The sequence below is a fragment of the Nissabacter archeti genome (assembly GCF_018257325.1).
Taxonomy (GTDB): Bacteria; Pseudomonadota; Gammaproteobacteria; order Enterobacterales; family Enterobacteriaceae; genus Chimaeribacter; species Chimaeribacter arupi.
In genome coordinates this window covers 154,019-178,840 of the sequence record NZ_JAERKB010000002.1, presented here as the reverse complement: position 1 = coordinate 178,840, position 24,822 = coordinate 154,019, and the positions used below count along the sequence as shown (strand labels likewise).

Below are 24,822 nucleotides of genomic sequence, written 5' to 3'. Positions count from 1 at the left end.
ACATCAATATGGGATAAACAGAGCTTTCCGCTGGCAGTAATTTAATGATTCATTTAGGCAAGTATGAAAAAATCCTAATAGGATTTACCTCAGAACAAAACACTAACGCACTCTTCAGGCGCTGTTTTTTCTGCTTAATCGCTGCACTATTAATCTGTTTAGGAATTGATATATTAGGCACGCTCCAGCAACGGGGGGCTGCGACGTCACCTGAACATCCTTTCCTGTAAGGAATGCCGGCACGATTGACTGCGGCTTTTTGCGTCTTTATCCCCGGCATTGACCCCATCGTATAGGCCGCCCTGATGAATAAGTACGACGATATAAAACGCTTCAAAGAAAAAACCCATATGGAAGGGATTGATTACAAGGAAATTTCTGACAGCAGCCAGGAGGGCGCGCAACAGAACTGGGCGATCCTGCGCCAGTTGTCCGCGACGGCAGAGGCCCCCGGCGCCCTGGGCAGCAGCCAGCGCACGGTGCAACCGGCCCCGACGCCGGTGTCAGACCGCGAGTTCGCCACTGACAGCCTGCTCAGCACCCTGAGCGACATGCTGCCGGCGGCCCCGGCCGTTGCCCCGGCCGCACCCCACACCGCCTCACCGGCCCCGGCGGCGGTATCGCCTGCGCAGCCCGCCGCTGCGCCCCCGGCCCCTGAGGCGGCGCGTTACACCTCGCTGTTCCGGCCCAAACCCGTTGCCCAACCGGCGGCGGACAGCCGCCGTGACACACCGCTTCAACCCCTGTTAGAGATGATTGCCTCATGCCGTTAGTCTGTGTCTGCTCGCCCAAAGGGGGCGTCGGCAAAACCACCCTGACCGCCAATCTTGCTTATGCGCTGGCGCGCAGCGGCAGCAAAGTGCTGGTGATTGATTTCGATGTGCAGAACGCCCTGCGGCTGCATTTTGGCGTGCCGGTCTCTGACGGGCGCGGCTTTGTGGCGGAAGCGGCAGACGCCTCCGACTGGAGCCAGTTCATCCTCAAGGCCGGTTCCAATACTTTTGTGCTGCCGTATGGTGACGTGGAAGAGGCGCAGCGCCTCGCCTTTGAGCAGCAGCTCACCACCGATCCGCACTTCCTCGCGCGCGGCCTGCAGTCGGTGCTGAACTACCCCGGCCTAGTGATTCTGGCGGACTTCCCGCCCGGCCCCTGCCCGGCGCTGAAAGCCATGAAAACCCTGGCGGACCTGCACCTGGTGGTGATGCTGGCAGACACCGCCTCGCTGTCGCTGCTGCCGCAGATGGAAAACCACAAGATGATCGGCAGCGCGCTGAACGACAAACAGGGCGACTACTACGTCATCAACCAGATCGACATGCGCCGCACCCTGAGCCGCGACGTCACCCAATTTTTTGAGCAACGCCTGGGTGACCGCCTGCTCGGCACCATCCACCGTGACGAGTGCGTGCCGGAGGCCAACGCCTCCCAGCGGGCAATCATCGATTTCAGCCCGGTCTCTGCCGCGGCCTTCGACATTGAGCTGGTCAGCAAAAAAGTGGCGGCCATCCTGGGCATCAACGTTGGCGATGGTGAATTCCACGCGTCGATCACCCCTCCCCACACTTACTGACAGCGATCCCCTGACGTCATGAACAAACTCCTGTTTTCCCTGCTGCTGCTCCTGCTGCTGCCGGTGGCCCTGCTGGTCATCGTCACGCCGCTCGACAGCGAAAAGCAGTATATTTTCGGCCTGATCGGCATCGCGATGCTGTTCCTGCTCGGCCTGAGCAAAAGCAAAAAAGTCAGTGTGATCATGGTGGTGATGTCGATCCTGATGTCCACCCGCTACATCTACTGGCGCGCGACCGAGACGCTGCACTTTAACTCCACCATTGAGGCGGTGCTCGGCACCGGCCTGTTTGCGGCAGAGCTGTATGTCTGGGTGATCCTGCTGCTCGGCTACCTGCAAACCACCTGGCCGCTGAAACGCACCATTGAACCCCTGCCGGACGACATGAGCCTGTGGCCGACGGTGGACATCTATGTGCCGAGCTACAACGAAAGCCTCGACGTGGTGCGCGACACGGTGCTGGCGGCGCAATGCATCGACTACCCGAAAGACAAGCTGAAAATCTACGTGCTGGATGACGGCAAACGTGATGAGTTCGCGGTGTTCGCCGCCGATGCGGGCGTCGGCTATATCACCCGTAATGACAACCGCCACGCCAAAGCCGGCAACCTGAACCATGCGCTGACGCTGACCAAAGGTGAGCTGATCTGCATCTTTGACTGCGACCACGTTGCCACCCGCGCTTTCCTGCAGGCCACCGTCGGCAGCTTCCTGAAAGAAGAGCGGCTGGCGCTGCTCCAGACGCCGCACTACTTCTACTCGCCCGATCCGTTTGAGCGCAACCTGTCAGCGGCGCGCCATATCCCGAATGAGGGCGCACTGTTCTACGGCCCGGTGCAGCAGGGCAATGACAACTGGAACGCGACGTTCTTCTGCGGCTCCTGCGCGGTGATCCGCCGTGTGGCGCTGGAAGAAATCGGCGGCTTTGCGGTGGAAACGGTGACTGAAGATGCGCATACCGCGCTGAAAATGCAGCGCCTGGGCTGGAACTCCGCGTTTCTGGCGTTGCCGCTGGCCGCCGGGCTGGCGACAGAGCGCCTCGGCCTGCATGTTATCCAGCGTACCCGCTGGGCGCGCGGCATGACGCAGATTTTCCGCGTCGATAACCCGCTGTTCGGCCGCGGGCTGAGCTGGCCGCAACGCCTTTGCTACCTCAACGCCATGCTGCATTTCCAGTACGGCCTGCCGCGGGTGATCTTCCTCACCGCACCGATGGCCTACCTGCTGTTTAACCAGAACATCATCTCCTCGTCGGCGACGATGATTTTCGCCTACATGCTGCCGCACCTGCTGATGTCGGTGTATATCAACTCACGGATGAACGGTCGCTACCGTTACGCCTTCTGGGGTGAAATTTATGAAACGGTGATGGCGTTCCACCTGGTGATCCCGACATTGCTGACGCTGATTTCGCCGAAACACGGCAAATTCAACGTGACCGACAAAGGCGGCCTGCTCGACAACGGCTTCTTTGATTTCAACATCGTGAAACCGCACGTGATTGTGGTGGTGATGATGCTGGCCGGGATTGTGGCGGGCATCGTCCGCGCCGTGGCGCACAACTATTTTGGCGTAGACCCGAAAGTCATGGCGCTTAACATCGGCTGGGGCTGCTTCAGCGTGCTGATCCTGCTGGCGGCGATTGCCGTCGCCAAAGAGACGCGTCAGGTGCGCAAAACCATCCGGATTGATGTGGCGCTGCCGGCGATCGTGCATTACGCCAGCGGTATCTCGGTGCGCACCACCACGGTGGATATGTCGATGGGCGGGGTCAAGCTGGTCACGCCGGATGACCGCTACCAGCATGACGTGATTGAAGAGGTGGAAATCCTGCTGCAATCGGGTGCGGTCTGCATTCCGGTGAGCCTGATCGACGCCACGCCGGAGGTGATCCGCCTGCAATTCGGTGAGATGCCGCTCTCCCGCCGCCGCGAGTTGGTGCGGGTGGTGCTGGCGCGTGCCGATGCCTGGATTGAGCCGCCGTACCCGAAAGATCGCCCGCTGCATTCGCTGATGGGCATCGTGCGCTGTGTGTTTGAGCTCTTCTACCACACCTGGAAAGAGCGCCAGGCACGCCGCCGCAGCGCAAAACTCAATAAGGGTGAGGCCGCCTGATGAACCCGACCCGATTCCTCGCGGCCTTGCGCCGCACCCGCCCGTGGCTGGCGGCCGGCCTCGCCCTGCTGCCGCTGGCTGTCGGCCAGGCGGAGCCGGCCGCGCTGGATCTCTCCACATTGCCGCGCCCGGCAGACAACGCGCCGCAGCCGGACGCCGTGCCGCCAGCGCCGGATATGCCCGCGCCGGATGTGCCGGCCCCGGAGGCTGCGGTGCCGGACATCGCCCTGACGCAGGGCGTGACCACCAGCCTGACGCTGGCGGAGATGGGCCAGCAAAACGGCCTGACGCTGAGCGGCGGCCAACTCCATTCCGGCGTCATCTTCACCCTGCCGGGCGACCAGGTGATGACCAACGCCCGCCTGACGCTGGTGCTCAAGGTCTCCCCTGCCCTGCTGGCGCGTGACACCAGCCTGCAACTGATGCTCAACGGCCAGCCGCTCGGCGCGCTGCCGCTGACCGGCGACGGCAGCCGCGACAACGAGTATGAGCTGGATATTCCGGCCGCGATGGTGGTGTCCAGCAACAACCTGAGTTTCCAGGTGCAGGACAGCAACGCCATGCAGTGCGAGCGCGATTTGTCAGATAAATACTGGGTCACGGTGCTGCCGAAAACCCGGCTGCAACTGGAAGGGCAGCGGCTGAACATCGGCCGCGATCTCGGCCACTTCCCGCGCCCGTTCTTTGATCCGCTCCAGATGAAGGCGTCACAGGTCACGATGGTGTTCCCGGCGTCGCTGCAACCGGCGGAAGTCAGTGCCGCGGCCACCGTCGCCTCCTACCTCGGGATGCGCGCCGGTTACCGCGGCATCGATTTCCCGGTGGCGCTCGACCGCCTGCCGGAACAGAACGGGATTGTGTTCGGCAAACCGGGTGACCGCATCGGCACGCTGACGCTGCCCGCCGCCACCGGCCCGCAGCTCCAGGTGATCGACAACCCGATCAACCCGGTCTACAAACTGCTGCTGGTGATGGGCAGTGACCCGCAACAGCTGCGCCAGGCGGCGTGGCGGCTGGTGAACGCCCCGCTGCCTGCCGGCCAGAGCACGCTGCCGGTGGTGCCGCACGCCATCCCGCCGCGGCAGCCTTATGATGCGCCGCGCTGGATCAACACCCACGCGCCGGTTTCCCTGAAAAGCCTGGTGGCGAACCCGGACGCGCTGACCGCCAACGGCATCTACCATGACAGCATCCATGTGGCGTTCCGCGCCGCGCCGGATCTCTTTATGTGGGACGGCGACACCATCCCGGTGCACCTCGGCTACCGTTTCCCGACGGAAAACTGGATTGATGAGGATAAATCGCAGCTGAATGTCTCGATCAACGGCACCTTCCTGCGCAACCTCACGGTCAACAAAAACGGGCTGGTGGAGAGCGCCTGGCGCGCCCTCGGCGGCGACACCCGGCAGGAGAGCACCACGCTGCGGCTGGCCCCTTACCTGATCTACGGCGACAACCAGCTGACGTTCTATTACGCCATCGCGCCGAAAAAGGATGCGCCCTGTAACCTGCTGACCAGCAGCAATATCAAGAGCCGCATCGATGACGATTCCTATATTGATCTGACGCACACGCACCACTTCTCGCAGTTGCCGAACCTCTCTTACTACGTCGGCGCGTCGTTCCCGTTCTCGCGCCTGGCGGACTTCTCGCAGACGCTGCTGCTGCTGCCGGCACAGCCGGGCGCAGCGGAGCTACACACCCTGCTGGGGCTGATGGGCCGCGCCGGTAATGCCACCGGCATCCCGGTGGCGCAGGTGCAGGTGGCGTTCGGTGTGCCGGGCAATACGGCGGATCGCGACGTGCTGGCGGTTGCGCCGCTGCAGGACAAGGCATTCACCGGGGCCCTGCTGCGCGGCACGCCGTTCCAGCCGGAGAATGACACCCTGACGGTGCGCACGCCGGACATGCCGGCACGCCTGAAAGCCTGGGCCACCGGCGACTGGTTCCGCACGCCGGTCGAGGCTGACCGTTACCTCTCCTCCACCGAGGCGTGGCGCGGTTTCGTCAGTTTCCCTTCCGCCTGGGCGAAAAACCGCGTGGTGGTGCTGGCCACCGCCACCGATGATGACCAACTGCTGAAGATTAACCAGGACCTGAACACCGCCGCGATCAACGCCGGGGTACGCGGCGACCTGGCGGTGATTACCGATGAGAACGGCGTGCGCAGTTTCCGCGTCGGCCCGCAATTCCCGGTCGGCCAGTTGCCGTGGTACCTGATGATTGTCTGGTACGCCAGCCAGCACATTGTGGTGCTGTCGCTGGTGACACTGCTGTTCGCTGCGGCGATCGGTTTGAGCATTTATGTGCTGCTGGCGCGCCATGCGGCACAGCGTCTGGCCCCGCACCGCGGCTCCGCCGGCAAGGATTTTCCTGATGAAAACGAGTAACCCGACGGGGCGCGCGGTGCCCTTCCTGATTCCGTCCCGCCTGCGCCTCGCCCTGTGGGCCGCCGGGCTGGCGGTGCTGCCTGCCACAGCCGCCGGGAGCAACCCGGCGCTGAAAGCGCTGTTTGATCAGGCCGCTTACTGGCATGAGAAAGCGCATGACGAGCTGGCAAGGGACGCCCTGCAAAAGGTGCTGATGGTGGAGGCCGATAACCCGGAGGCGCTCTACCTGATGTCACTGTACGCGATGCAGGGCGGTGACAAGGCCGCAGCGGCGCAGTGGCGGCAGAAACTCAGCGCGGCCTCGCCGGGCGACCCGCGTTTAACTGCACTCGACAACGCCAGCGCGGTGCAGGCGATCCCGCCGACGCAGCTCGCTACCGCACGCCAGCTGGCCGCGCGCGGTGCCGTGGGCCAGGCGCTTGAGGCGTACCGTATGCTGTTCAGCGGCAGTACGCCGCCGGAGAGCCTGGCCGATGAATACTATCTGACGATGGCCGGAGACCAGACGCTGCTGCCGCAGGCGATCGACGGCCTGAAGGCACGGGTTAACGCACGGCCCACGGACAGCGCAGCGCGCCTGGCGCTCGGCAAAGCGATGACTTACCAGGCCGCCACCCGCCGCGACGGCATCAGCCTGCTGGCGGGGCTGTCGGAAAAAAGCACCGATGCCGCGGCGGCGCTGCGCCAGGCGCTGTTGTGGCTCACCCCGCAGCCGGAAGATCAGCCGCTCTATCAGGCGTATCAGCAGCAGCACCCGAACGACAGCGGTGTGATGGCCTATTTCCAGAAAAATGTCGGCGGCGCAGCCAAAGGCGAGGGCTTCACTGCCCTCAACAGCGGCAATACCGGCGATGCCGAGGCCAAATTTGCCTCGGTGCTGGCCACCAACCCAAACGACGCTGACGCCCTGGCCGGGATGGGCTACATCGCCCAGCGCAGCGGCAACTTCGCCAAAGCGGAAGAGTACCTGACCCGCGCCGCCCAACAGGGCGGGCCGGAGAGCGAAAAATGGCGCGCCCAGGCGCAGGATGCCCATTTCTATGCCGCGCTGGCCGACGCCAAAAAAGCGGCCACGGCCGGAGACACCGACCGCGCGCTCACCCTTTCTGCGCCGCTGACCGCTGAGGGCGGTGAAAAAGGCACGGCGGCGGCGCTGTTCCGCGCGGATGTGCTGCGCCGCACCGGCGACCTGCCGGGGGCCGCGCAGCTCTACCGCGCGCTGCTGACGCAAAACAGTGAAAATAATGACGCCAAAAGCGGGCTGTATTATGTGCTGCGCCAGCAAGGGGACAACGCCCAGGCCAATGCGGTGTTGCAAACCCTGCCTGCCGCACTGCGGCCGCGGGTGCAACCTGCCGGGGTCAACGTTGAGCCGCTGCGCCGTGAGGCAGCGGAGGCGCTACAGGCCAATAACCCGCAACGCGCCCTGCTCCTGCTGCAACAGGCACAGGAGAAGCAGCCGGACAACATCTGGGTGACGCTCGACAGGGCGCGCATCCTGGCCAAACTGGGGGACAGCGCCCAGGCGCAGGCGCTGATGGCCCCGGCCGCAGAACCCAATGCCCCGGCCAGCGCCGCCTATGCCGCCGCGCTGTTTGCATCGGAAAACGGCAACTGGCCGCAAACGGACACCCTGCTGGCGCGTATTCCGGCGCGCAACCGCACGGCGGCGATGCGCGAGCTGGCCGGGCGCGCCCGGTTCAACCGGCAGATGGCCGCCGCCAATGCTTACCTGCAAAGCGGCAACCTCACCGCCGCCGCCAATACATTCCATGCGCTGGCGCAAACGCCGCCCACCAGCCCGGCAGACAGCGGTGCGCTGGCGAAAGGGTTACTGGCAGCGGGTGAGGCTGACAGCGCGGTGGCGCTGGTACGCCAAAGTATGCAGCAGGGCGTGAAAGGCAACGCCGGGGATTACGCCGACCAGATTACCGTGCTGAACGCCGCCGGGCTGAGCAGTGAGGCGCAGGCCTGGCTCAGCAACCCGGCAATTCAGGCCAACAGTTCCCCGCAGCAGATCAGCACGTTACGTACCGGCTTTGTGATCAACGAGGCGGATCAGCTGCGTGAGCAGGGGCAGAACGCCGCCGCTTACGACACGCTGATTGTCGCGCTGCAAAACGATCCGCAAAACCGCGATCTCATGCTGGCGATGGCGCGGCTCTACCAGTCCGGCAAGATGAATAAAGAAGCCGGTAAGGTCTATGACTACCTGCTGGCCCGCGACACCCCGGCGCAGGATGCCCGCGCAGGCGCAGTCGATGTGGCGCTGGCCGACAATGACATTCCGCGCGCGCGCCAGCTGATGAGCGGCTTCACCGGCCCGCGCACGCCGCAGCGCTTGTTGCAGGCGGCCCGCGTCGCCGAGGCGCAGGGCGATCACGAGGAGGCGCTCGCCCTGCTGCGCTCGGCCAAAGGCAAGATGATTGGCCTTCAGGGGGCAGACGGCCGCGGCACGCCGTCCATCGCCGGGCTGGCGCTGGCGGATAACCCGTTTATCAACCGCACCACGCGCAGCGCCCGCCCAACCACTGCCTCCTCTTACGGCAGTGTGATGCCGTGGCAGCAATCTGACGCCACCCTCAACGGCGGGCAGATCCCCGGTGCGCCGGTGTCACCGTTGCGGGCGCGCCAATCCGCGACGCTGAAACAGGTCGATGCGATGCTGGACGCGTTGCAGGAACAGCATGCCACCTGGGCGCAGGGCGGCCTGTCGATCCGCGGGCGTGACGGCGAAAGCGGCCTCAGCCAGCTGACCGAGGCGAAAGCGCCGATGACCTTCTCGGCCGAGCCGTTTGACAGCGCGCGCGTCAGCTTCACCGCCACCCCGGTGTCGCTCAGCGCCGGCAGCAGCAGTGATACCGGCAACAGCCGCTTCGGCCAGGGCGCGCTGGCACAGGCGCAATCGGCGAAAGAGACCGTTGCCGCAGCGGCCACCGCAGCCGGGCTGGACATCGCCAGTTACAGTACGCTGGCGAAACTGCAAACGGCCGCCGCTGCCGGCTACATTGCCAACTGCGGCACCAACGCCACCACCGCGCAGTGCGCCGCCTACACCGCGATTACCAGCGCCGACCCGACCACCTACAGCGCGCCGGAATCGGGCAACCAGAACGCGTCCGGCGTGGAACTGGCGCTGGCGGTCAGCGGCGATCGCTATAAAGCGGACATCGGCTCCACCCCGCTGGGGCAGGATCTCAACGCGCTGGTGGGCGGCGTGCAGTGGTCACCGAAGCTTGGCGACAACACCACGCTGACCGTGACCGCCGAACGCCGCGCCGTCACGGACAGCCTGCTCGCTTACGTCGGCACCGAAGACACCTACAGCGGCAAAACGTGGGGGCAGGTCACCAAAAACGGCGGCAGCCTCAACCTCTCCTATGACAACGGCGACGCCGGGTTCTACGCCGGGGTGGGCTACTACAGTTACCTCGGCCACCACGTCGCCTCAAACCAGAGCATTGAAACCAACGCCGGGCTGTATGTGCGCCCTTACCGCCTCGAGGATCGCGAGCTGAAAACCGGCGTTAACGTCGGCTATATGGATTTCTCGAAAAACCTCAGCTACTTCAGCTACGGCCAGGGCGGCTATTTCAGCCCGCAGAACTACGTCAGCGTCGCCTTCCCGGTGGAGTACACGCAGAAGATGGATGACTGGGACCTGAAGCTGAATGCGTCCGTGGGCTACCAGTCCTACTCGAAAGACAAAAGCGCCTACTTCCCGGATGACCCGGCGCTCCAGTCGCAGCTTGAATCGCTGGTCGCGGCCGGTTTCGGCAGCGAGGCGTACTACGCCGGCAGCAGTGAGAACGGCATCGGCTGGAACCTGGGGGCCGCCGGCAACTACCACCTGAACCGCAATATGATCGTCGGTGGGAAAGTGGGTTACGACACCTTTGGTGACTACAATGAAAGCAGGGCGGAACTCTACTTCCGCTATCTGCTTGACAGGAATTAATGCGGAATGAGCCATTTAATGCAAGACGCCCACGCGCAACAACTCGCCTACCACCAGCGCCGCCAGTGCAAACCGGGCTGGCAGGATCTGGTTCAGACGCTGTTTTCCGGCATTCTGTCCACGGCCGAAGGCGAGGACGGCCACCAGTTCCTGCGCCTGATGGGCGGTGACCTGGCGCGCCGCCACCCGCTGCCCGCCTGCCGGACGGTCGGTGAGCTGGAGGACAACCTCAACCGGCTGCTGGCCGGGTTTGACTGGGGTGAAGTGACGCTGATGCCGGGCGAGCGCAGCCTGGCGCTGACGCACATCGCCTGGCCGCAAGCCCCCGATGCCGATCAGGGGAACTGGCAGGCGGCTTTCGCCGCGGTGCTGGAGGGCGCGTATGCCGTCTGGTTGCAGGCGCAGGGCGGCCACGACCGGGTGCCGTTACGCTGGCAGGGCGCCAACCCGCAGCACACCTTACATTTCCGTTACCAGACCGGCCTTTAAGGCGGTTTCCCGGCCGCGCCTTCCCGGTACGGCCGCTGTTTATAGGGATACCCACTGATGATGAGTACCGTACGCCGCATGGCGCTGATTTTCGGGCTGGCACTCAGCCTGTTCTCTTCGCTGGCCTGTGCGCAGGAAACTGGCTGGGATCAGTACAAAACGCGTTTCCTGATGCCGGACGGCAGGATTGTTGACACCGCCAACCGCAATGTCAGCCATACCGAAGGACAGGGTTTCAGTATGCTGCTGGCGGTGTTTAATGACGACCGCGCGACGTTTGACCAGCTGTTGAAATGGGCGGACAAAACCCTCTACCGCAAAGACGTCGGGCTGTATGCCTGGCGTTATGACCCGAATGCCAAAGATAAGGTGGCGGACAAAAACAACGCCTCAGACGGTGACATGCTGATGGCGTGGGCGCTGCTGCTGGCCGGGGAAAAATGGCATAACTCCGTCTATACCGATGCCTCTGAGAAGTTGCAGGCGGCGATTGTGAAGCACAATGTCATTGAGTTCGCCGGGCATACGGTGATGCTGCCGGGCATTTACGGTTTTAACCACACCAGCACCATCACGCTCAACCCTTCCTACTTCCTCTTCCCGGCGTGGAAAGCGTTCTACCAGCACAGCCACCTGAAGGTGTGGAAATCCCTGAATGATGATGGGCTGGCGCTGCTGAAGCAGATGGATTTCGGCAAGGTTGACCTGCCGACTGACTGGGTGACGATGCAGGCAGACGGCACCCTGACACCGGGCAAAGGCTGGCCGCCGCGCTTCAGTTATGACGCCATCCGCATCCCGCTCTACATCAGCTGGGCGGAACCGAATTCCCCGGCGCTGCAACCTTTTATCCGTTACTGGCAGGGCTACCCGCGTGAAAATACCCCGGCCTTTATTGATGTGCAGAGCGGCGCAAAAGCCGACTATCCGCTGTCGCCGGGGATGCTGGCAATCCGCGACGTGACGCTCGGCAATAACTTCTATGTGAATGACACCCTGACGCCGGATGACGGCTACTACTCTTCCGCCCTCCAGCAACTCGCTTACTGGTCACTGCAAAAATAGCCGTAAGCTGAAGGAAAAAACCGGGGAGACCCGGTTTTTTTATGCCGGTAAGGTGGCCAGGACGTAGCCGCTACTTGATCGCTTACTTGTACGCTACTTGATCGGTTACTTGCTCGGTAGTGCGGACAGCGCCCATAAAAAAGGGCGCGATTGCTCGCGCCCTGGGTGGTTTTTAGAGGGATCAGCCGTGGGCCGGTGCGGCCTGTTTTGCTTTTTCCTGCTCGTCCTGATCCACCGCGAAGCAGGCCACCAGCTGGTCGCCGTACTGCTTAAGTTGCGGCTGCTGCTGCGGGCAGATGTGGAATGCCCGGCGGCAGCGGGCATTGAAGGCACAGCCCGGCGGTGGGTTGAGCGGGCTGGGCAGCTCGCCGGTAAGCTTGATGCGCTCGCGGCGCTGGTCCGGGTTCAGGCGCGGCGTGGCAGAGAGCAGCGCCTGGGTGTACGGGTGGCGCGGGTTGTTGAAGATCGCCTCTTTGGTGCCCTTCTCCACACAGCGGCCGAGGTACATCACCATCACCTCATCGGCAATGTGCTCCACCACCGACAGGTCGTGCGAGATAAAGACGTAAGACAACCCCAGCTCCTGTTGCAGATCCATCATCAGGTTAAGCACCTGCGCACGCACTGACACGTCGAGCGCGGAGACCGGCTCATCGGCAATCACCACGTCCGGGTTGAGCATCAGCCCGCGCGCGATGGCGATACGCTGGCGCTGGCCGCCGGAGAACATGTGCGGGTAACGGTCGTAGTGCTCGGTTTTCAGGCCGACTTTCGCCATCATCGCCAGCGCTTTTTCCCGCCGTTCCGCCCCGCTCAGCCCGGTGTTGATCAGCAGCGGCTCTTCCAGAATCTGCCCCACTTTTTTACGCGGGTTCAGCGAGCCGTACGGGTTCTGGAACACGATCTGAATCTTCTGGCGGCGCAGCTTTTCGGCTGTCTCATCCGGTTTCAGCAGATCCTGGCCCTGATAGTACAGCTCACCGCCGGTCGGGATTTCAATCATGGTCAGCAAACGCCCCAGCGTGGATTTACCGCAACCGGACTCGCCCACCACCGCCAGCGTTTTGCCGCGTTCCAGCGTGAACGAGACGCCATCCAGCGCTTTTACCATGCGTTCCGGGGCGAACAGCCCTTTTTTCACCGGGTAGTGCTTTTTCAAATCAATCGCCTGTAACAGCGGCGCATTAGTGGTCATAAGTCGGTCTCCCGGCATCATCAAGCGGGTAGTGGCATTTGGACTGGCGGCCGGGGATCTGGCGTAACGCCGGTTCTACGGCGCGGCAGTGCTCCGTGGCGTACGGGCAGCGCGGGTTGAGCAGGCAGCCGGTCGGGCGGTCATATTTGCCCGGCACCACGCCCGGCAAGGAGGCCAGCCGCGCCTTGTCCGTGGAGAACTCCGGCAGGGCGCGCAGCAGCGCCTGGGTGTAAGGGTGGCGCGGCGCGCGGAAGATCTCCGCGGCCTTGCCCACTTCCACCACCTGCCCGGCATACATCACGATAATCTGGTGTGCGGCTTCCGCCACCAGTGCCAGATCGTGGGTAATCAGGATCAGCGCCATGTTCTCGCGTTGTTGCAGCTCCAGCAGCAGCTCAATGATCTGCGCCTGGATGGTCACGTCGAGCGCGGTGGTCGGCTCATCGGCAATCAGCAACTGCGGGCGGCAGGCGATCGCCATCGCGATCATCACGCGCTGGCTCATCCCGCCGGAGAGCTGGTGCGGGTACACATCCAGCCGCGAGGCCGGGTCAGGAATGCCCACCTGCGTCAGCAGGTCGATGGTGCGCTGGCGGCGGGTTTTTTTATTGCCGCCCTGGTGCACCTTCAGCGCTTCCATGATCTGGTAGCCCACGGTGTAGCACGGGTTGAGGCTGGTCATCGGGTCCTGGAAGATCATCGCGACATCCGAGCCTACCAACTGGCGGCGCTCTTTTTCACTGATCTGTTGCAGGTCACGGCCGTTGAACTCCAGCCGGTCAGCCATCACGCGGCCGGGGAAATCAATCAGCCCCATGATCGCCAGCGAACTCACCGATTTGCCGGAGCCGGACTCGCCGACAATGCCGAGCACCTCGCCCTGTTTCACCTGATAGCTGATGCGGTCAACGGCGCGGAACGGCGCGGTTTTTTCGCCAAAATGCACGGACAGCTGATCCACGGTCAGTAAGGTTTTATTGGTGGCGGAAGCAGATGCTTGCGCCTGAATAGACGTTTCTGTTGCAGACATCGTGCGTCCTCTACTGCTTGAGTTTGGGGTCGAGGGCATCACGCAGGCCATCCCCCATCAGGTTAAATGCCAGTACCGTCAGCAGGATCACCAGGCCGGGGAAGGTCACGACCCACCAGGCGCTCTGGGCGAACTGCAACACATCGGAGAGCATTGTGCCCCACTCAGGCGTCGGGGGCTGCGCGCCCATACCGAGGAAGCCGAGTGCCGCCATATCCAGGATGGCGTTGGAAAAGCCCAATGACGCCTGCACAATCAGCGGTGCCAGGCAGTTGGGCAGGATGTTGACGAACATCTGGCGCATCGCGCCTGCACCCGCCACCCGGGAGGCGGTGACGTAGTCGCGGTTGACTTCCACCAGCACCGCCGCGCGCGTCAGGCGCACATAGTGCGGCAACGCCACAAAGGTCAGCGCCAGCGAGGCGTTGACGATCGACGGGCCGAAAATCGCCACCAGCACCAGCGCCAGCAGCAGGCTCGGCAGCGCCAGCATGATGTCCACCACGCGCATGATGATGATGTCCGTCATGCCGCCGAAGTAGCCGGCCAGCAGGCCGAGCACCACGCCCATCAGCAATGACAGCACCACCACCAGGCAGCCCACCAGCAGCGACAGCCGCGCGCCGTACATCAGGCGTGACAGGATATCGCGACCGACGTCATCGGTGCCGAGCAGGAATTTCCAGCTGCCGCCCTCCTGCCAGACCGGCGGTTTCAGCAGCGCATCGCGGAACTGTTCCGCCGGGGCGTGCGGGGCGAGGAAACCGGCACCAATCGCCAGCACCAGCATGATGATGATGTAGACCAGCCCCACCACCGCCCCTTTGTTACGTTTAAAGTAGTGCCAGAACTCCTGCATCGGGGTCATCGGCACCGGCGCGGTGCTGCGTTGTGACTCTGTGCCGACCGGCTCACTGATTTGAGACATGTGCGCCCCCCTATTTCTTGTGTCGGATACGTGGGTTGACCACGCCGTAGAGCAGATCTACCAGCAGGTTAACCAGAATAATCAGGGTCGCGATCAGCAGCACCCCACCCTGCACCACCGGGTAGTCACGCCGTTGCAGCGCATCGATCAGCCAGCGGCCCAGCCCCGGCCAGGAGAAAATCGTCTCCGTCAGGATGGCGCCTGCCAGCAGCGTGCCGACCTGCAGGCCGATCACCGTGACCACCGGCAGCATGGCGTTGCGCAGGGCGTGGATGATGATCACCCGCATCCGGCTGACGCCCTTGGCGCGCGCGGTGCGGATGTAATCCTCACCCAGCACTTCCAGCATCGAGGAGCGGGTCATACGCACAATCACCGCCAGCGGGATGGTGCCGAGCACAATCGCCGGCAGGATCATGTGCATCACCGCGTCTTTGAAGTCACCCGGCTCGCCCCAGAAGAAGGTGTCGATCAGCATAAAGCCGGTCAGCGGCAGGGTGTCGTCGAGGAACACGGTATCGCTGATGCGCCCGGAAACCGGCGTCAGGTTCAGCTGCACCGAGACCAGCATCACCAGCATGATGCCCCACCAGAAAATCGGCATCGAATAGCCGGTCAGTGAGATGCCCACGGCGGTGTGGTCAAAAATAGAGCCGCGCTTCACCGCAGCCAGCACGCCGACCGGGATGCCCACCACCACCGCAAACAGCATGGCGCAGATGCCCAGCTCCAGCGTGGCGAGGAAACGCGGGATGAACTCATCCCAGACCGGGATGCGGCTTTTCAGCGAGATGCCCAGATCGCCCTGGAGCACGGCACCGATGTAATGGAAGTACTGCTGATACAGGGGCTTGTCCAGCCCCATCTCGGCCATCAATTGCGCGTGGCGCTCGGCGGAGATGCCGCGTTCACCGGCCATAATGGTCACCGGGTCACCGGGGATCAGGTGGACAAACGCGAAGGTCAGCAGGGTAATGCCGATAAACGTTGGGATAACCAGCCCCAAACGCCGGAGTATGAACTGAAACATAACCCGAACTCTCTGTATAAAATGCCCGGAGAACCGTAGCTCGCCGGGCTTATTTAAGGCTCACATCTGAATCGGGCGCAGCGGAAAACCGCGCCCCAACAGCTCACAGTAGTCACATATCGATCCATCGATAAAAGCAGGGACGGCACAGGCCGGGAACCTGTGCCGGATGCCGTGGCGGCATCACTCCATAGAGACGTTTTCGAAGTGGTGTTTGCCCAGCGGGTCAACAACGTAGCCTTTCACCTCTTTGCGCACCGGCTCATAGACGGTGGAGTGGGCGATGATCAGCGCCGGGGCCTGGTCATGCATCACGACCTGCGCCTGTTTGTAGTACTCAATACGCTTGTTGTGGTCGGATTCAGCACGGGCCGGCTGGATCTGGTCTTCAAACGGCTTGTAACACCATTTGGAGTAGTTCGAGCCTTGTTTGGCCGCATCGCAGCTGAACAGGGTGGCGAAGAAGTTGTCCGGGTCCCCGTTGTCGCCGGTCCAGCCCATCATCACCGTCTGGTGCTCGCCCGCTTTGGCGCGCTTGAGGTATTCGCCCCACTCATAGGTCACGATGTTGGCTTTCACGCCGATTTTCGCCCAGTCAGACTGGATCAGCTCCGCCATGCGGCGGGCGTTCGGGTTATACGGGCGCTGCACCGGCATTGCCCAAAGGTCGATGCTGAAGCCGTCCGCCATCCCGGCCTCTTTCAGCAGCGCCTTGGCCTGCTCCGGGTTGTAGTCGTAATCTTTGATGTCGTTGTTGTAGCTCCACATCGTCGGCGGGATCAGGTTTTTGGCGGACTGGCCGGCACCCTGGTAAACCGCGTCGATGATCGCTTTCTTGTTTACCGCCATGCTCAGTGCCTGACGCACTTTCACGTTATCCAGCGGTTTTTTCTCGACGTTGTATGACAGATAACCGACGTTCAGCCCCGGTTGCTGCATCAGGTTGATCGCTTTGTCTTTCTTCATTGACGCGATATCAGCCGGGTTCGGGTACGGCATCACCTGGCATTCGTTTTTCTGCAATTTCGCATAACGCACGGAAGCATCCGGCGTGATGGAGAAGACCAGGCGGTCAATCTGCGGCTTGGTGCCCCAGAAACCATCAAAGGCTTTGTAGAGGATGCGTGAATCTTTCTGGTACTGGAGCAGCTGGAACGGGCCGGTACCGACCGGGTTCAGGTCGATTTTCTCCGGCGTGCCGGCTTTCAGCATGTTGTCCGCATACTCCGCAGACAGGATGGACGCGAAGTCCATCGCCATGTCCGCCAGGAACGGCGACTCCGGGCGGGTCAGCACGAAGCGCACGGTGTGGTCGTCCACTTTTTCAATCTTGCTGATCAGGTCCGGCATCCCCATGCCCTGGAAGTACTCATAGCTGCCGCCGGAGACTTTGTGGTACGGGTTGGCTTCGTCTTTCTGACGGTTGAAGGAGAACAGCACGTCGTCGGCATTGAACTCACGCGTCGGCTTGAAATCCTTGCTGGTCTGCCACTTCACACCTTTACGCAGGTGGAAGGTGTAGGTTTTGCCGTCCGGGCTGATTTCCCACTTCTCAGCCAGGCCGGGCTGAATCTCCGTGGTACCGATTTTGAATTCCACCAGACGGTTGTAGATCGGCACGGAGCTGGCGTCATACGTGGTACCTGAGGTGAACAACTGCGGGTTGAAGCCTTCCGGCGACCCTTCTGAACAGTAGACCAGCGTTTTCGCCTGCACGCCCGCTGCCACAGACAGTGCCAGCAAGCCCATGCCAAACTTCAGTATCCCTGTTTTTCCCAAGGAGATTCTCATTGCGTTACTCCATAGATAGTGATGTGGTGTTGTGTGTTATTTGTACAATCCGGCCTGTAATGTTTTTGTCGGTGGCCGGTTGCGGCTGACGCCGGGAGGCGTCTGAAGGAATACGGTGCGGGTGCCGGTGAAAGCGTTTACCGGCGTGTCCGGGTGCGTGGAATTCACCCGAACTATCCTCTGGTCATACCCCTGAGGCTACCAATTTGGCAACTGTTTGAGGTGACGTCAATATAACCAACGGGCATTTACACAGAGTGTGAGAAACAGCAAACAAACATAAAAAAAACCATTCTCTAACATATTCAGGATTAAATAATGAACAGTGAGAATTAGCAGGCGATTCGTCCCGCTGTAACAGTTTGTCTTCAGAGGTTTCCACCGCTAAAAAACGAAAAAACTTTTTCATCAAATGGCGATAATCTGAGCGGTTATCGCCGGGAAGTGCAGGAAAATCAGCGTAAAATGCTGACCCTTAACCCAAAATGGGGAGCCTTTTTACCATAAGCTGTGCCTATGGCGATGACATCTGCCGCGTAACGAAAAAACGTCTCATTCCGCACTGGTCATTTTTTACCGGACAATATGCTGCCTGGCGGCCCCGCCCACGGCAGAAGCCGCGGCAATCTTCTTCCCTTCCCTTCCGGCGTTTGCCCATCCACGTTCAGCTCCCTGGCCTCTATTAACCCTAAGCTCAATGATCACTCCCAGGTGTGCTGTTAACACTTTTTAAAACTTTAAAAAGGCCGGGAAACAGCAGGTTATCCGGTACGGGAGGGGTTTGGCCGGGGTATTTCCCCGCGGTTTGCTAGGCTTATGACAGACGTAGTGATCACATCAGCAACGTTGCCGGGCATCAGGCCCGGTAACCAGAAAGGAGGCAACATGCAACGATTCAGCAAAAAAGTTGTGGTGGTAACCGGTGCAGGTTCCGGTATCGGCGAATTCACTGCCAAACGCTTCGCCGAAGAAGGCGCGTCTGTGGTGCTGGTAGGCCGCACTGAAGACAAATTGCAGGAAACCTTACAGTCCCTGGCGGGTGGTGACCATCTGGTGCGCCCTACTGATATGGCAGAAGCACAAGACGTTGAGCAACTGGCGGCAGACGTGCTGGCGAAATATGGCCGGGTCGATGTGGTCGTGAATAATGCCGGGGTCGCGGCCCAGGGCAGAGTCCATGAAGGCGATTACGAAAATTGGGAAAAGGCGATCAAGGTTGACCTGTATGGCGTATTCCATAGCTGCCGCTATTTCATGCCGGCGCTGATCAAAAGCCAGGGCAACATTGTTAACGTCTCGTCGGTGTCCGGGCTGGGCGGCGACTGGGGCATGAGTTTCTATAACGCGGCGAAAGGCGGCGTGACCAACTTCACCCGCTCACTGGCGATGGATCACGGTGCCGACAACGTGCGCGTCAACGCGGTCTGCCCCGGCCTTATCATCACGCCGATGGCCGCTGACATCAAAAAGAACGAACCGCTGCTGGACGAGTTCCGCAAGCGTACCCCGCTTGGACGCCCCGGCGAGCCGGAAGAGGTGGCTGCTGTCATCGCCTTCCTGGCGAGTGACGATGCGCGCTACATCACAGGGGTCAACCTGCCGGTAGACGGCGGTATTACGGCGTCCAACGGCCAGCCGAAACAGGCCTGATCCGGGCCTCTGTAAGACGCCCCTCTTCTTACCACCCTACATAAAAGGAGCATGTCGTGGCCTATCAACAAGTCATCGCTTTATCAGCCCTGACCGACAGCCAACCCGAACCGGTTACGCTGGGCGAGCACAAGATCATGGTGGTCCGGCGCGGCGATCGCGTGCACGCCTTCCAGGCAACCTGCCCCCATGCCGGTGCGCCGCTGGCCGAAGGGGCCGTGTGTGACGGCAAGCTGGTGTGCCCGTGGCACAAAGCGGTGTACTCGCTGGATGACGGCATGCTGCTCGAGCCGCCGGCCCTGGAAGGGCTGACCCGCTATGCAGTGAAAACAGAAGCCGGTGCGGTGTGGGTCGACCCGGACATCGCCCTGCCGCCGGCCAGCCCGGACGCGCCGGATGACAAAGGCACGCTGGTGATCCTCGGTGCCGGGGCGGCCGGCAGCGCGGCGCTGAGTGCGCTGCATGAACGCGGCTACCGCGGCCGGATCATCACCATTGATGCCGAAAAACAGGCAGGTTATGACCGCACGGCACTGAGCAAATTCGTGCCGATGGGCAATATGGCGGTGGAAGAGGTACCGGGGCTGCTGGACGATGGCGTCACCGGTGAGGCCAATGTGGAGCGCATTACCGCACGGGTGGCGCAGCTCGACAGCCCGGCGCGCACGCTGGTGCTGGAAGACCAGCGCCGCATCACCTTTGACTCCCTGCTGATTGCCAGCGGCGGGCGGCCCCAGGTGCCGGATCTGCCGGGCGTACACCTCAGCGGCATCCATGTGCTGCGTAATCTCCAGCATGAGAAAACCTTGCTGCACGCGGTGGACACCCTGAAAAAGCTGGTGATCGTCGGCAGCAATTTCATCGGCATGGAAATGGCCGCTGCCCTGCGCAAACGCGGCATTGAGGTGACGGTGATTGCGCCGCATCCGCTGCCGTTCGAAGCACAGTTCGGCCCGCGCATTGCGCACTATTTCCGTGAGCTGCATGAGTCACACGGGGTGACGTTTGTGGATGGCGAAGCCGCCGGATTCCGTGGTGATCGCCGGGTCACGGCGGTGCAACTGAAAGATGGGCGGGAAATTCCTACTGATTTGGTGCTGCTGGCGACCGGCATTGAGCCGGTGACCTCTTTTATCCATGACTTGCCGCTGTGTGAAGACGGCAGCCTGCGGGTAAATCAGGCGATGCAGGCGGCGGAAAACATCTATGCAGTCGGGGACATCGCCACCTTCCCTTATGAGGGTAACCCGATCCGCATTGAACACTGGCGGGTTGCGCAGCAGCAAGGGCGCGTCGCGGCGATAAACATGCTGGGCGGGGACGAGGTCTTCGACCGCATCCCGTTCTTCTGGACACAGCATTACGGCACCCGGTTCGACTACCTTGGCCACCCGCAACGCTGGGATCAGATCGATCTGATCGGATCGCTGGAGGGGCAGGACTTTGTGGCGCTGTATGGCCTGAAAGAGCAACTGGTTGCCGTGGTGGCAACCGGCCGGGAACGCACCACCGGCAGGTTGATGATGGAAATGCAAAAGCATGAGCTGAGCATGGCCCATGCCCGGCGGGTGGTGCATGAAACTGCCCAGGCGTAATGGGCATCTGTTTCCCAGGCCGCCTGCAGGCGGCCTTTTTTATTTCCTTCCCGCGCCCGCCATTATAAAAAAATAACGTTGTTTCCCATCACAAAATAAATGACGCGATCCTGTTACGGGTTTTACGTGATTTATTTAATTGCCTTCAAACTATTTTTTCAGCAACGAATTGCTTTTATTCATGCGACAAAAAAATATCAATGATTAAAAGGAGATAGCATAAGGAAATAAGGCGTACACTGCGCGGCGGGTGCTTAAGGCTGTCTGGCTTAAGCATCGGTCAGGCAGAGAAAAGCCCCACGAGGTTTACACCAACGTGGGGCTAACACTCCACACCTGAACAATGTGGATGTTAGCCTCTTAACCGCCGCAAGGCAATGGAGGGAACTGATATGCTGCATAAGTTTAATACAGGGGTTTTCATGGTGTGCTTCACCATCCTGGTTTTTACCTGGCTGGTGCGTGATTCGCTTTGTGAATTACAGGTCACCATGGGAAACACCACGCTTGCAGCGGTATTAGCCTACGAAGTTAAACGTTAAGAGCAACGGCGGGGCGGCAGATTGCCCCGCTGATTGAGCATTGTCAGGCCGGGCCTTCGGCACCCGTTTTTACCCGCAGTGGCCACACGGCGGGTATCGCGGTAAATCGCAGGCAATAAAAAACCCGCTAACCAGAGGTTGCGGGTTTTTTATTTCACGGGTCGGGAACCGTGATGCAGAATTTGGTCGGTGAGAGAGGATTCGAACCTCCGACCCCTTCGTCCCGAACGAAGTGCGCTACCAGGCTGCGCCACTCACCGAGAGTGCGGGCGCATCTTACTGCCGCTGCGCCTTTATCGTCAATCCCTTTTTTCTGTCCTTTTCATCAACTGTTTATTAATTCATCAGCCCGGCATTACGCCTTACCGGGCAAGTGACACCAGTTGTTTTTCGGGTTGATGCCGCCGTCCGGTGAGGTGAAGCCCAGGCAACCCAGAATCGAGTCATACAGCTCCGTATGGCGATGGGTTTCGCCTATCCGCTGCTGTGCCTGCAACTGCTCGAAGGCGCTGCGGTGCTCCGGCTGGGAGAGGAATTTGTCCGACGCCCAGACCATCAGCGGCACGCGGAACTGCTCCGGCGGGGCCATTTCACGCGGTGTGCCGTGGAAGTGATAGTTATCATCAATCGACTCGCCGTGGTCAGCGGCATAGAACACCAGCGCTTTTTTGTCACGCACCTGATCGATGACGTTATCAATAAAGCTGTCGGTATAGAGCACGCTGTTATCAAACGCGTTAATCAGCTGCTGCTTGCTGCAGGACTGGTCCACGCCCATGCACTCCGGGGTGTAACGCGCATACTCACGCGGGTAACGCTGGGAGTAGAGGTAGTGCGAGCCTTTGGTGTGCAGCACTATCAGGTGCTTGCCGGTCGGGTAGCGCTTCAGCGATTCATGCATCTCGTTCACCAGCAGCATGTCGTCGACCGGTTTACCATCATTGCGTTTTTCAGACGCGATCAGCTCACGGAATGAGAAGTTATTCGGGTTGGTGTTGTTGTAGAACCACACCTCGCTCTGCATGGCGAACAGCTCCGAGGTGAAGCCGAGCGATCGCAGCACGGCAAACACATTCTGTTCTTTCAGCGTGCGTTGCGGGTTATCTTCCACCCCACCCTCACGCACAAACATGCAGCGCAGAGAGAGCTTGGTGGCGGTATCGCACGAGGTGCCTTTAAAGGCCACCAGGTTCTTCTCTTTGGAGAGGCGCGGCGTGGTATCGCGGTTATAGCCGAGCATCCCCATGTGGTCCCAGCGGGTGGTTTCACCAATGATAAACACCACATAGGTATCGTCGATACCAGCCGGGGGAATGTAGGTGAACTTTTTGGCCGGGTCAGCCAGGTCTTCCGCATCCTGGCTTTCGTCATACTGGGTGTAGGCAAACAGGCCAAGCGCGGCCAGCCAGTTAGACGGCAGGTAGGAGTGCGCCACCACGCCGCCATAGCTCGGCATGTCGATATTGGTGACTTTCTCGTTAGCGGACTGTTCGAGGTCCAGCAGACGCAACGGCAGCCACACCAGCAACCCGACACCCAGCAGCACGGCCAGCGGTTTGATGCGGTGCCCCGGTGTTTTGATCTGCTCAATCAGGGTAAAGCTGAGGTTATTTTTCCAGATCAGCAGCAGCGGCAAGGCGCTGACTGTCGCCATCCACAGCACAAAGTGGAAGCCAATCACCTCTTTTGACAGATCCACATCCGTGGTCATTACCGACACAATAATGCCGTAGCCAATCACCACGTTGAAAAAGGTCATGTAGTAGCTGGCCGCCACTGACACCAGCACCAGCAACGAGGCAATCAGGCGGTAAAACAGCTTGCCGCCGAGCGACACCATACGCATCACAAAGAAAGTAAACAGTACGATGGCGATGACTTCCGTCACGGCGGAGATCAATTGTAAGGTATGCACACCCTGGGTGAATGTGTCAAAACGACGGTAAAAAACGGAAAAATTAAGAAAAATGCCGATATAAATCGCTAACAAGAGAGAAAGATTTTGTTGCGATAGAGTTTTAACTCTATTCATGTACTGTCTGAACCCCGGTCCGATAACGCAATCTGAATCAATCAGACATTATTGATCAAATCGGGTTCATTTAGCTGCTGAATAAATGCTTAATGTCTCACCAAAACAAGAAAATTCTGAGCGAAAAGCCGCGAAAATGCCGGAAAAGGAGTTGAAAACAGTTGGTTGATAAAAAAAGAGGGGTAACCCCTCTTTTTTATGCAGAGATTCGCTGTTTTTATTTTCGAAATCAGCCTTATTTGATGTTCAGCGTCACATCAATATTGCCGCGGGTGGCATTGGAATAAGGGCACACCACGTGCGCTTTCTTCACCAGATCTTCTGCTACGCTGCGCTCAACGCCCGGCAGGCTGATGTCCAGTTGTACTTCAATCGCAAAGCCGGTCGGCACCGGGCCGATACCCACCGTGCCTTCAATCTGCGCCTCGGCCGGGATTTTCACTTTTTCTTGTGACGCCACATATTTCAGCGCACCCAGGAAGCAGGCCGAGTAACCGGCGGCAAACAGCTGCTCCGGGTTGGTGGCTTCACCGCCTGCACCGCCCATCTCTTTCGGCACGCCCAGTTTCACATCCAGCACGCCATCTGACGAGGTGGCACGGCCGTCACGGCCGCCGGTAGCTTTAGCATGGGCCTGGTAGACAACTTTTTCGATAGACATACACATTTCCTTCTTCAGGTAGGAACAGAACCGGCCGGGGCCGGGCGATGGTGCAAATATTCACGATTAAATCGTGTGCGATTCAAATAGCACTGACAAGCTAAGTATAGAACAGCGCGCCGCGATGTCGCGGTTTTTACATCCCGCCCGGCGCTAAAGCGCGTTGCCGGACGGGCGGCGGTTCAGCCTTTTTTCAACAGGTTGCTGCGCAACAACTCCAGTTGCTGCTTAATGCCGTTCAACTGCTCAGTGCTGCACGCGGCAGCGCAGGCCACCGCTTCCGGCACCGACTGTGCCTGCGCGCGCAAGCCACGCCCGGCGTCGGTCAGGGTAATCATCACCTGGCGCTCATCCGCGGCGGCACGGCGGCGCGAGAGCAGCCCGGCACTCTCCAGCCTTTTCAACAGCGGCGTGAGGGTGGCGGAGTCCAGGAACAGCCGTTCGCCAATCTCAGAGACCGTGACGCCATCGCGCTCCCACAGCACCAGCATCACCAGATATTGCGGGTAAGTGAGGCCAAGTTGCGCCAGCAACGTGCGATACACTTTGTGCAATGCCAGGTTGGCGGAATAGAGCGCGAAACACATCTGCTGGTCGAGGTGCATCAGCGGCAGATCGGGCAATGCATCATCTGTTTTCTTGTTCATAGTGCCAATATAGATAGTGTGCGATATAATAGCAAGCATTCATGACGCAGATTTGTACGCGCCACTCAGCCTGCTCTGAAAAAGCGGGCTGCCGGCAGCGTAATCCGGTAAACCACGCTATCTTGAAAGAAGTC

18 protein-coding genes and 1 tRNA gene are annotated in these 24,822 nt (G+C 60.6%); 10 read left to right on the top strand and 9 right to left on the bottom strand.

Annotated features, from left to right (window positions below):
* Positions 1–305 precede the first annotated feature (305 nt).
* Genes JK232_RS03610 through JK232_RS03580 form a run of 7 tightly spaced genes read left to right on the top strand, consistent with a single transcriptional unit; the run spans position 306 to position 11,587 of the window.
* Positions 306–773, top strand: coding sequence for a cellulose biosynthesis protein BcsO (locus JK232_RS03610; RefSeq protein WP_212588833.1), 468 nt, complete (start codon positions 306–308; stop codon positions 771–773).
* On the top strand, positions 764–1,570 hold the full coding sequence (gene bcsQ, locus JK232_RS03605) for a cellulose biosynthesis protein BcsQ (protein WP_212588832.1): 807 nt from the start codon (positions 764–766) through the stop codon (positions 1,568–1,570). Before JK232_RS03610 ends, bcsQ begins: the two co-directional genes overlap by 10 nt.
* An 18-nt stretch (positions 1,571–1,588) precedes the next feature.
* On the top strand, positions 1,589–3,685 hold the full coding sequence (gene bcsA, locus JK232_RS03600) for a UDP-forming cellulose synthase catalytic subunit (protein ID WP_101834484.1): 2,097 nt from the start codon (positions 1,589–1,591) through the stop codon (positions 3,683–3,685).
* Entirely contained in the window at positions 3,685–6,075 is a 2,391-nt protein-coding gene (gene bcsB, locus JK232_RS03595; RefSeq protein WP_212588831.1) for a cellulose biosynthesis cyclic di-GMP-binding regulatory protein BcsB, read from the top strand. Before bcsA ends, bcsB begins: the two co-directional genes overlap by 1 nt.
* Positions 6,062–10,033: a cellulose biosynthesis protein BcsC gene (locus JK232_RS03590; RefSeq protein ID WP_212588830.1), complete on the top strand. Its 3,972-nt coding sequence runs from the start codon at positions 6,062–6,064 to the stop codon at positions 10,031–10,033. Before bcsB ends, JK232_RS03590 begins: the two co-directional genes overlap by 14 nt.
* A 6-nt stretch (positions 10,034–10,039) precedes the next feature.
* Positions 10,040–10,522: a cellulose biosynthesis protein BcsD gene (gene bcsD / locus JK232_RS03585; RefSeq protein WP_246538248.1), complete on the top strand. Its 483-nt coding sequence runs from the start codon at positions 10,040–10,042 to the stop codon at positions 10,520–10,522.
* Positions 10,523–10,582: 60 nt separating this feature from the next.
* The gene (locus JK232_RS03580) at positions 10,583–11,587 is read left to right on the top strand and encodes a family 8 glycosyl hydrolase (RefSeq protein ID WP_212588864.1); all 1,005 of its coding nucleotides are present in this window, start codon (positions 10,583–10,585) and stop codon (positions 11,585–11,587) included.
* Positions 11,588–11,768: 181 nt separating this feature from the next.
* Here JK232_RS03580 and dppF read toward each other — a convergent pair whose 3' ends face one another.
* The 5 genes from dppF to dppA all read right to left on the bottom strand — a co-directional run bounded on the left by dppF (position 11,769) and on the right by dppA (position 17,561).
* A complete protein-coding gene (dppF, locus tag JK232_RS03575; RefSeq protein WP_072927662.1) occupies positions 11,769–12,782 on the bottom strand; it encodes a dipeptide ABC transporter ATP-binding subunit DppF in 1,014 nt (337 codons plus the stop codon).
* Positions 12,772–13,812 carry a dipeptide ABC transporter ATP-binding protein gene (gene dppD, locus JK232_RS03570; RefSeq protein WP_072927664.1) on the bottom strand — a complete coding sequence of 347 codons (1,041 nt, stop codon included), beginning with the start codon at positions 13,810–13,812 and terminating at the stop codon, positions 12,772–12,774. Before dppD ends, dppF begins: the two co-directional genes overlap by 11 nt.
* 10 nt (positions 13,813–13,822) lie before the next feature.
* Positions 13,823–14,740: a dipeptide ABC transporter permease DppC gene (dppC, locus tag JK232_RS03565; RefSeq protein ID WP_072927665.1), complete on the bottom strand. Its 918-nt coding sequence runs from the start codon at positions 14,738–14,740 to the stop codon at positions 13,823–13,825.
* Positions 14,741–14,750: 10 nt separating this feature from the next.
* Positions 14,751–15,770 (bottom strand): dipeptide ABC transporter permease DppB, encoded by a 1,020-nt coding sequence (gene dppB / locus JK232_RS03560; RefSeq protein ID WP_072927667.1) that lies wholly within the window; start codon positions 15,768–15,770, stop codon positions 14,751–14,753.
* Between the two features lie 183 nt (positions 15,771–15,953).
* Entirely contained in the window at positions 15,954–17,561 is a 1,608-nt protein-coding gene (gene dppA, locus JK232_RS03555) for a dipeptide ABC transporter periplasmic-binding protein DppA (RefSeq protein WP_072927669.1), read from the bottom strand.
* A gap of 885 nt (positions 17,562–18,446) precedes the next feature.
* Here dppA and budC point away from each other — a divergent pair.
* From budC to JK232_RS03540, 3 genes are all read left to right on the top strand, one after another.
* Positions 18,447–19,211 carry a meso-2,3-butanediol dehydrogenase gene (gene budC / locus JK232_RS03550; protein ID WP_072927670.1) on the top strand — a complete coding sequence of 255 codons (765 nt, stop codon included), beginning with the start codon at positions 18,447–18,449 and terminating at the stop codon, positions 19,209–19,211.
* 56 nt (positions 19,212–19,267) lie between these two features.
* On the top strand, positions 19,268–20,806 hold the full coding sequence (locus JK232_RS03545) for an FAD-dependent oxidoreductase (protein WP_072927672.1): 1,539 nt from the start codon (positions 19,268–19,270) through the stop codon (positions 20,804–20,806).
* A 392-nt stretch (positions 20,807–21,198) separates the two neighbouring features.
* The gene (locus JK232_RS03540) at positions 21,199–21,348 is read left to right on the top strand and encodes a Hok/Gef family protein (protein ID WP_072927674.1); all 150 of its coding nucleotides are present in this window, start codon (positions 21,199–21,201) and stop codon (positions 21,346–21,348) included.
* Positions 21,349–21,531: 183 nt separating this feature from the next.
* Here JK232_RS03540 and JK232_RS03535 read toward each other — a convergent pair.
* The 4 genes from JK232_RS03535 to JK232_RS03520 form a co-directional block, all read right to left on the bottom strand.
* Positions 21,532–21,608: transfer RNA gene (locus JK232_RS03535), tRNA-Pro, on the bottom strand.
* 95 nt (positions 21,609–21,703) lie between these two features.
* Complete coding sequence (gene eptB / locus JK232_RS03530) at positions 21,704–23,380, bottom strand: kdo(2)-lipid A phosphoethanolamine 7''-transferase (protein WP_072927675.1); 1,677 nt, start codon at positions 23,378–23,380, stop codon at positions 21,704–21,706.
* A gap of 235 nt (positions 23,381–23,615) precedes the next feature.
* Positions 23,616–24,041 carry an organic hydroperoxide resistance protein gene (locus JK232_RS03525; RefSeq protein WP_072927677.1) on the bottom strand — a complete coding sequence of 142 codons (426 nt, stop codon included), beginning with the start codon at positions 24,039–24,041 and terminating at the stop codon, positions 23,616–23,618.
* Between the two features lie 182 nt (positions 24,042–24,223).
* A complete protein-coding gene (locus tag JK232_RS03520) occupies positions 24,224–24,688 on the bottom strand; it encodes a MarR family winged helix-turn-helix transcriptional regulator (protein ID WP_072927679.1) in 465 nt (154 codons plus the stop codon).
* Between the last annotated feature and the right edge of the window lie 134 nt (positions 24,689–24,822).